Raw genomic sequence first — 8,071 nt, 5'->3', positions numbered from 1 at the left:
CAGTACCGGTCGCCGCAGTGGTCGCGCCTGCTGTTGCTGCCTCTGCCGCTACTGCGCCGGTCGCAGCCACTGCCGAGGTGGTACCAGTCGTGGCTGCTCGCCGCGAAGCGCCGGAAAAACGTGACGAACGTCCGCAAAGCGCCCCCGCCAAAGAAGAGTCGATTCGCATCGATGCTGTTAAACTGGATGCCTTGCTCGAAGTGGCGGGCGAATCGGTGCAGGCCGCCAACCAGGCTGCCGTGCTGCTCGAACGCCTGATGCAGTTCAAATTCGAGGGCCAGGCACAAACCCTGATGGCCACGCTGGCAGAAACACTGGAACGGGCGTCGCGCTACTCGACCGAGTTGCAGCGCGCCACGCTGGCCACCCGCATGCAGCCGGTGGGCCGCCTGTTCCAGAAATTCCCGCGCCTGGTGCGCGAGCTGGCCAAGGATTTGGGCAAGGAAGTGGAACTGACCATCGAAGGCGCGGAGACCGAAGTCGATCGCGTGGTCGTGGACAGCCTGTATGATCCTCTGGTGCACATGTTGCGCAATTCGCTAGACCACGGCGTGGAGTCGCCGGCCGATCGCTTAGCTGCAGGCAAGCCCGCCAAGTCGTATATTTCGCTCAAGGCGTGGCAGGAAGCCAACAGCGTGATGATCGTGCTGCAGGATGACGGCAAGGGCATGGACCCGGTGATGTTGCGCGCCAAGGCGCAGCAAAAGGGGCTGATCAGCGAATCGGCCAACCTGACCACCGAGGAGTGCTACCAGCTGGTGTTCCTGCCGGGCTTCTCGACCAAGGAAGTGGCGTCGAGCGTGTCGGGCCGTGGCGTGGGCATGGACGTGGTGAAAACCGCTGTCGAGAAAAACCGTGGCGCGATCAATATCGAGTCCGGCCTCGGCAAGGGCACCAAGTTCTCGATCCGCCTGCCGATCGAGCTGTCGATCGTGCCGACCATGCTGGTGTCCACCTCGGGCGCGGCGCTGGCGCTGCCGATGGCGGTGGTGCAACGCGTGGTGGAGTTGCCGGAAGTGTTCATGGAAGTGGGCGGCGCTCCGGTCCTCAAGGACCAGGGTCGTCCACTGCCGGTGCGCTCGCTGGCCGACTCGCTCGGCTACGAGAGCTGCCGCGAGAAGGTCGGTATTGTTGTCTCTGCACCACAGCCATACATCCTGGCCGTGGAAGCGGTCGATGGCACTGCCGACCTGGTAATTAAACCGATGACCGCGATTACCGTCGAGGGCATTACCGGTACCGCGCGTTCGGCCGAAGGCGAACTGGTACTGGTAGTCGGCCTATCGTTCCTAATGGATGGTTGTCGAGGTAGTGTACGCATGGCGGCTTGAGTCGGTAGACCGAGCCAGCAACATCAAAAGCCTGCGTTCACGCAGGCTTTTTTTTCGCAGTTTTTTTTACAGAATTTTTTGGGCGCCATAGCCAAGGCAGGGAATCAGCGGAACCGCGCGGGCTCACGAGGCCAGCCTCCGGCGGCTGCTTTCCATTTGCACACTATGGCATAATCAAACAGCATCACTCACACAGGCTGTAGCTGCACACATCATGATGAAGACGCTTTACGACAAACTCTGGGACTCGCACGTGGTCAAGGCCGAAGAAGACGGCACCACGATCCTCTACATCGACCGCCACCTGGTACACGAAGTGACCAGTCCGCAAGCCTTCGACGGCTTGCGCGAGGCGGGCCGCACACCGTGGCGCGTCTCGGCCAACCTGGCCGTGGCCGACCACAACGTGCCGACCACCGCGCGCGTGGACGGCATTGCCGATCCGGTCTCGCGCCTGCAAGTGGAAACGCTCGACAAGAACGCCAAGGCGTTCGGCCTCACGTACTTCAACATGAACGACAAGCGCCAGGGCATCGTCCACGTGATCGGACCGGAGCAGGGCGCCACCTTGCCGGGCATGACGGTGGTCTGCGGCGACTCGCACACGTCCACCCACGGCGCGTTCGGCGCGCTGGCGCACGGCATCGGCACGTCCGAAGTCGAGCATGTGCTGGCCACGCAAACGCTGCTGCAAAAGAAATCGAAAGCCATGCTGGTGCAGGTGGACGGCGCGCTGCCGGCCGGCGTCACCGCCAAGGACATCGTGCTGGCCATTATCGGCAAGATCGGCACGGCCGGCGGCACCGGTTACTGTATCGAGTTCGGCGGTTCCACCATTCGTGCGCTGTCGATGGAAGGGCGCATGACGGTCTGCAATATGGCGATCGAAGCGGGCGCGCGCGCCGGCATCATCGGCGTGGACGACACCACCATCGATTACGTCAAGGGCCGGCCGTTCTCGCCCGCCGGTCCGCACTGGGACCTGGCCGTCAACTACTGGCGCACGCTGCACTCGGACCCTGGCGCGAAATTCGACCTGGTGGTCACGCTCGACGCCGCCCAGATCAAGCCGCAGGTCACCTGGGGCACCTCGCCCGAGATGGTCGTGGCGATCGATGGCCGGGTACCGGATCCCGACCAGGAAAAAGACAGCGTCAAGCGCGACGCCATGGAAAAGGCGCTGGTGTACATGAACCTCAAGCCCAACACGGCGATCGAGGACATCCGCATCGACAAGGTGTTTATCGGTTCCTGCACCAACTCGCGCATCGAAGACTTGCGTGCGGCTGCTGCCGTGGTGCGCGGCAAGCAGCGCGCGTCCAACGTGAAGCTGGCGATGGTGGTGCCGGGTTCGGGCCTGGTCAAGGAGCAGGCCGAGCGCGAAGGCCTCGATCGCATCTTCAAGGATGCCGGCTTCGAATGGCGCGAGCCCGGCTGCTCGATGTGCCTGGCGATGAACGCCGACCGCCTGGAACCGGGCGAGCGCTGCGCTTCCACGTCGAACCGCAATTTCGAAGGCCGCCAGGGCCAGGGCGGACGCACCCACCTGGTGTCGCCGGCGATGGCCGCCGCTGCCGGCATTGCCGGCCACTTTGTCGACGTGCGCGGCGTGCGCTGACCAACCTACCGAACGAGATCATGGAAAAATTTACCATTTATGAAGGCCTGGTCGCGCCGCTGGACCGCGCCAATGTCGACACCGACGCCATCATTCCCAAGCAGTTTTTGAAGTCGATCCACCGCACCGGTTTCGGCCCCAACCTGTTCGATGAGTGGCGCTACCTCGACCACGGCGAACCGGGCATGGACAACAGCAACCGCCCGCTGAACCCTGACTTCGTGCTGAACGAAGCGCGTTACCAGGGCGCATCAATTTTGCTCACCCGTAAAAACTTCGGTTGCGGTTCGTCGCGCGAGCACGCGCCGTGGGCGCTGGACCAGTACGGCTTCCGCGCGATCATCGCCTCGTCGTTTGCCGACATCTTCTTTAATAATTGCTACAAGAGCGGCTTGCTGCCGATCGTTTTACCCGAAGCGCAGATCGATCATCTGTTCAATGAAGTCAAGGCCTTCCCCGGTTACCGCCTGGTGGTGGACCTTGAAGAGCAACGCATTTCCACCAGCAACGGCAGCGTCTCGTATCCCTTCGAGATCGACGCCTTCCGCAAATATTGCCTGATGAACGGGCTCGACGATATCGGCCTGACCCTGCGTCATGCCGACGTTATCCGCGGCTTCGAAGAGCGCCATCTGGCAACCCAACCCTGGTTGGCCAACGTTATCTGAGACAGAACCTTGAGACAGAACACATGAAAATCGCAATCCTCCCGGGCGACGGCATCGGCCCGGAAATCATTGAACAGGCCGTCAAAGTCCTCAACGTGCTCGGCGAATCGTTCGAGCTCGAAACCGCCCCCGTCGGCGGCGCCGGCTACGCGGCTCACGGCCACCCGCTGCCAGAAGGCACGCTGGCGCTGGCCAAGGCCGCCGACGCCGTGCTGTTCGGCGCGGTGGGCGACTACCAGTACGACAATCTCGAACGTGCACTGCGCCCCGAGCAAGCCATTCTCGGCCTGCGCAAGCAGCTGGGCCTGTTCGGCAACCTGCGTCCGGCCATCCTGTACCCGGAACTGGCCGGCGCTTCCACGTTAAAACCTGAAGTGGTGTCGGGCCTGGACATCCTGATCGTGCGCGAACTGACCGGCGACATTTATTTCGGCCAGCCGCGCGGCGTGCGCGAGTGCCCGGACGGTCCGTTCAAGGGCCAGCGCGAAGGTTTCGACACCATGCGCTACGCCGAAGGCGAAATCCGCCGCATCGCCCACGTGGCGTTCCAGGCCGCGCAAAAGCGCGGCAAGCGCCTCACCAGCGTCGATAAAGCCAATGTGCTCGAGACGTTCCAGTTCTGGAAGGACATCGTCACCGACGTGCACAAAGAATACCCGGACGTCGCGCTCGACCACATGTATGTCGATAACGCCGCCATGCAGCTGGTGCGCGCGCCGAAGAAATTCGACGTCATCGTCACCGGCAATATGTTCGGCGACATCCTCAGCGACTGCGCAGCGATGCTCACCGGTTCGATCGGCATGTTGCCATCGGCCTCGCTCGACGCCAACAACAAGGGCCTGTACGAGCCGTCGCACGGCTCGGCGCCCGACATCGCCGGCAAGGGCATCGCCAATCCGCTGGCGACGATTTTGTCGGCCGCCATGATGCTGCGCTATACGTTCAACAAGAACGAGCAGGCCGATCGCATCGAAACCGCCGTCAAGTCGGTGCTGGCCCAGGGCCTGCGCACCGCCGACATCTTCGAGCCGGGCACCACGAAAGTGGGTACGGCAGAGATGGGCAACGCGGTGGTGAAAGCGCTGGCAGCCTGAGGCCGCAAAGCCGTCATCCCCGCGCAGGCGGGGATGACGCGGTGGTGTCATGCAGGTGGCGTATCGTATAAATAATATTCAAGGATTAAAAATGAAACTCGTAGGTCTCGTAGGTTGGCGTGGTATGGTGGGTTCGGTCCTGATGCAGCGCATGCAGGAAGAGGGCGATTTCGCCCATATCGAACCGGTGTTCTTCACGACATCGAACCCGGGCGGCAATGCCCCGGCGATGGCAAAAAATGAAACCAAACTGAAAAGCGCCACCGATATCGACGAACTGAAAAAGTGCGAGATCATCATCTCGTGCCAGGGCGGCGATTACACCAGCGACGTGTTCCCGAAATTGCGCGCGGCCGGCTGGAACGGCTACTGGATCGATGCGGCATCGACCCTGCGCATGGAAAAAGACGCGGTCATCGTGCTCGATCCGGTCAATATGCACGTGATCAAGGACGCGCTGGGCAAGGGCGTGAAAAACTACATCGGCGGCAATTGCACGGTGTCGTGCATGCTGATCGGCCTTGGCGGCCTGTTCCAGCATGGCCTGGTGGACTGGATGACTTCGATGACCTACCAGGCGGCCTCGGGCGGCGGCGCCCAGCACATGCGCGAACTGCTCACCCAGTTCGGCACCATCAACGGCGCGGTCAAGCCGCTGCTCGACGATCCGGCCTCGGCCATCCTGGAAATCGACCGCCAGGTGCTGGCCACCCAGCACGGCCTGTCGGCTGACGAGATCAAGCAGTTCGGCGCGCCGCTGGCCGGCAACCTGATCCCGTGGATCGACAAGGACCTCGGTAACGGCCAGTCGAAGGAAGAGTGGAAAGCCGGCGCCGAGACCAACAAGATCCTGGGCCTGGGCGCGGACTTCGGTTCCACGCCGATCCCGGTCGATGGCCTGTGCGTGCGCATCGGCGCCATGCGTTGCCACTCGCAGGCGCTGACCATCAAGCTGAAGCGCGACGTGCCGCTCGACGAAATCACCGACATCATCGCGTCTGCCAACCAGTGGGCCAAGGTCGTGCCGAACACCCGTGAAGCCTCGGTGAAAGACCTGTCGCCGGCAGCGGTGACCGGCAGCCTGACCATTCCGGTGGGGCGCCTGCGCAAGATGAGCATGGGGCCGGACTACCTGTCGGCCTTCACGGTGGGCGACCAGCTGCTGTGGGGCGCGGCCGAACCACTGCGCCGCATGCTGCGCATCGTGCTCGACGCGTAAGCCCATCGCTCTGAACAGAAGGGGGTTTTCCTATGTATTCTGATAGGAAAACCCCCTTTTTGACGTATAAAGTATGCGGGGTTGTGGCCTGCGGACGTACAACGCTTGCCTCGGTAGGGCCATGATGTTATGTTGATATATCTGGGAAAGTAACATTTTCCCTCTGCCAACCATTTGTCGTTACCACTGCCGCCCACTATGTCCGTAAACAATCGCTCCAGCATCGTCTCATTCGCGTTGAAAACCCTTGTCGGCGCCGTTGCCAGCGCAGTATTGATATCGGCTCACGCTGCTGGACTGGGCAAGCTCACCGTGCTGTCCGCACTGGGCCAGCCGCTGCGCGCCGAAATCGAACTGAGCGCAGTCACCCCCGAGGAGGCCAGCGGCCTGTCGGTGCGACTGGCGCCAGCCGAGGCCTTCCGCACCGCCAATATCGACTTCAACCCCGCGCTGTCCGCGCTGCGCTTCGAGGTCGAGCGGCGCAACGGCCGCCAGGTGGTGCGGGTGTCGTCGAGCCAGCCGCTCAACGAACCGTTTGTCGACCTGCTGCTGGAGCTCAACTGGAATGGCGGGCGCATGGTGCGCGAATACACCTTCCTGCTCGACCCGCCCGAAATGCGCAACGCGCAGTCGCCGCAGGTGGCCGCGCCGGTGGACCTGGGCCCGGCTCGCACGCCCACCAGCACCACTGGCACCGCTGGCACCACTGGCACCACTGGCACCACTGGCACCACTGGCACCACTGGCACCACCGCGCCAGTCGCGGCTAGAGAGTCCGCTGCTGCTGCCGCCAAGGCGGCCAGGCCGGCGGCCAAGGCCACCGTCGAGGAAGTCACCGTCAAGCGCGGCGACACCCTGACCGGCATCGCCAACCAGGTCAAGCCGGTCGATGTGTCGCTCGACGTGATGCTGGTGGCGCTGTACCGCGCCAACCCGGAAGCGTTCATGGGCAACAATATGAACCGCCTCAAGTCGGGCCAGGTGCTGGCCGTGCCCGATGCCGGCGCCGTCCGTTCCGCTGACGCCAATGCCGCCGCCCGGTCCGAAGCGCGCGGCGTGGTGGTGGCGCATGCGCGCGACTTCAACGCCTATCGCGCCCGCCTGGCCGGGCAGGTCGCCAACAGCACGCCGTCGAAGGATGCCGGCACCGGCCAGAACTCGTCGGGCAAGATCACCGCCAAAGTCGAGGAAAAGCCGAACGCAATCAACGCCGCGCGCGACAAGCTTACCTTGTCCAAGGCCACGGCCGACAAGCCGGGCGAAGGCAAGACCGGCGCCGCCGTCGAAGACAAGATCGCCCAGAAGAAGCAGGTCGACGACGCCTCGTCGCGGGTCAAGGAACTGGAAAAGAACGTCAACGACCTCGAGAAGCTGATGGAGGTCAAGAGCAAGTCGGCCGCCACCGCGCCGGTTGCACCTGCCGTGCCCGCTGCACCGGCTGCACCGGCTGCACCGGTAGCTGCTGCCCCGGCCCCGACCAAGATGGCGCCGGTGATTCCGCCGCGTAAGCTCGAGGAGCCTGGACTGCTCGACAAGCTGATGGCAAATTCGCAAATGGTGGGGTTGCTGGTGGCCGCCTTGCTGGTGGCCGTGGTGGCTGCGCTGGCCGTCATGGCCGCGCGCCGCCGCAAATTCGTGGTGCCGCGCGACGAGTCGGGCCCCGACGGCCTCGCTGCTGCGCCGGCCTGGGATCCGGCGCCGGCAGCGCCAGCCGCTGCCGCCGGTACCGCTTTCGCTGCCGCAGTCGAGCCGGTGGCGGGCGACGACCACAGCGTCTTCGACACCCGCGCGGATAACCAGTTTGCCCCGTCCGCCAGTCAGCTCGACAATAACGAAGTCGATCCCGTGGCCGAAGCCGATGTGTACATCGCTTACGGTCGCGACGCGCAAGCCGAGGAAATCCTCAAGGAAGCGCTGCGTAACCACCCCGAGCGCCATGCTGTGCGCCTGAAGCTGCTGGAAATTTACGCCAACCGCCACGACGCCCGGTCCTTCGAGAGCCAGGCATCGGAACTGTATTCGCTCACGCGCGGGCAGGGCGACGAATGGACGCAGGCGGCGCACATGGGCCGCGAGCTCGAGCCGGGCAACCCGCTGTACGCCAGCCCTGACGCCGACAGCGCCGACGGCTTCGGCGC

6 protein-coding genes are annotated in these 8,071 nt (G+C 63.7%); all 6 read left to right on the top strand.

Annotated features, from left to right (window positions below):
• Window positions 1-1,331 (top strand): chemotaxis protein CheA (locus tag DUPY_RS01880; RefSeq protein WP_070246004.1); only part of this gene is annotated, 1,331 nt, incomplete at its 5' end.
• A gap of 214 nt (window positions 1,332-1,545) precedes the next feature.
• A complete protein-coding gene (gene leuC / locus DUPY_RS01875) occupies window positions 1,546-2,949 on the top strand; it encodes a 3-isopropylmalate dehydratase large subunit (protein ID WP_070246003.1) in 1,404 nt (467 codons plus the stop codon).
• A gap of 20 nt (window positions 2,950-2,969) precedes the next feature.
• Window positions 2,970-3,617 carry a 3-isopropylmalate dehydratase small subunit gene (leuD, locus tag DUPY_RS01870; RefSeq protein ID WP_070246002.1) on the top strand — a complete coding sequence of 216 codons (648 nt, stop codon included), beginning with the start codon at window positions 2,970-2,972 and terminating at the stop codon, window positions 3,615-3,617.
• Between the two features lie 23 nt (window positions 3,618-3,640).
• On the top strand, window positions 3,641-4,714 hold the full coding sequence (gene leuB / locus DUPY_RS01865) for a 3-isopropylmalate dehydrogenase (RefSeq protein WP_070246001.1): 1,074 nt from the start codon (window positions 3,641-3,643) through the stop codon (window positions 4,712-4,714).
• A gap of 91 nt (window positions 4,715-4,805) precedes the next feature.
• Complete coding sequence (gene asd, locus DUPY_RS01860) at window positions 4,806-5,933, top strand: aspartate-semialdehyde dehydrogenase (protein WP_040377917.1); 1,128 nt, start codon at window positions 4,806-4,808, stop codon at window positions 5,931-5,933.
• Window positions 5,934-6,131: 198 nt separating this feature from the next.
• Window positions 6,132-8,071 (top strand): type IV pilus assembly protein FimV (locus DUPY_RS01855; protein ID WP_229255207.1); only part of this gene is annotated, 1,940 nt, incomplete at its 3' end.

This window comes from Duganella phyllosphaerae (assembly GCF_001758785.1).
In the GTDB taxonomy this organism is placed as follows: Bacteria; Pseudomonadota; Gammaproteobacteria; order Burkholderiales; family Burkholderiaceae_D; genus Rugamonas; species Rugamonas phyllosphaerae.
Note: the sequence above shows the minus strand (reverse complement) of the source record. Positions and strands in the feature narration are given on the sequence as shown.

Excerpts from the sequence above, each read along its gene's own strand:
- leuC (WP_070246003.1), top strand. The coding sequence starts at position 1,546 with ATGATGAAGACGCTTTACGACAAACTCTGGGACTCGCACGTGGTCAAG.
- leuD (WP_070246002.1), top strand. The coding sequence starts at position 2,970 with ATGGAAAAATTTACCATTTATGAAGGCCTGGTCGCGCCGCTGGACCGC.
- leuB (WP_070246001.1), top strand. The coding sequence starts at position 3,641 with ATGAAAATCGCAATCCTCCCGGGCGACGGCATCGGCCCGGAAATCATT.
- asd (WP_040377917.1), top strand. The coding sequence starts at position 4,806 with ATGAAACTCGTAGGTCTCGTAGGTTGGCGTGGTATGGTGGGTTCGGTC.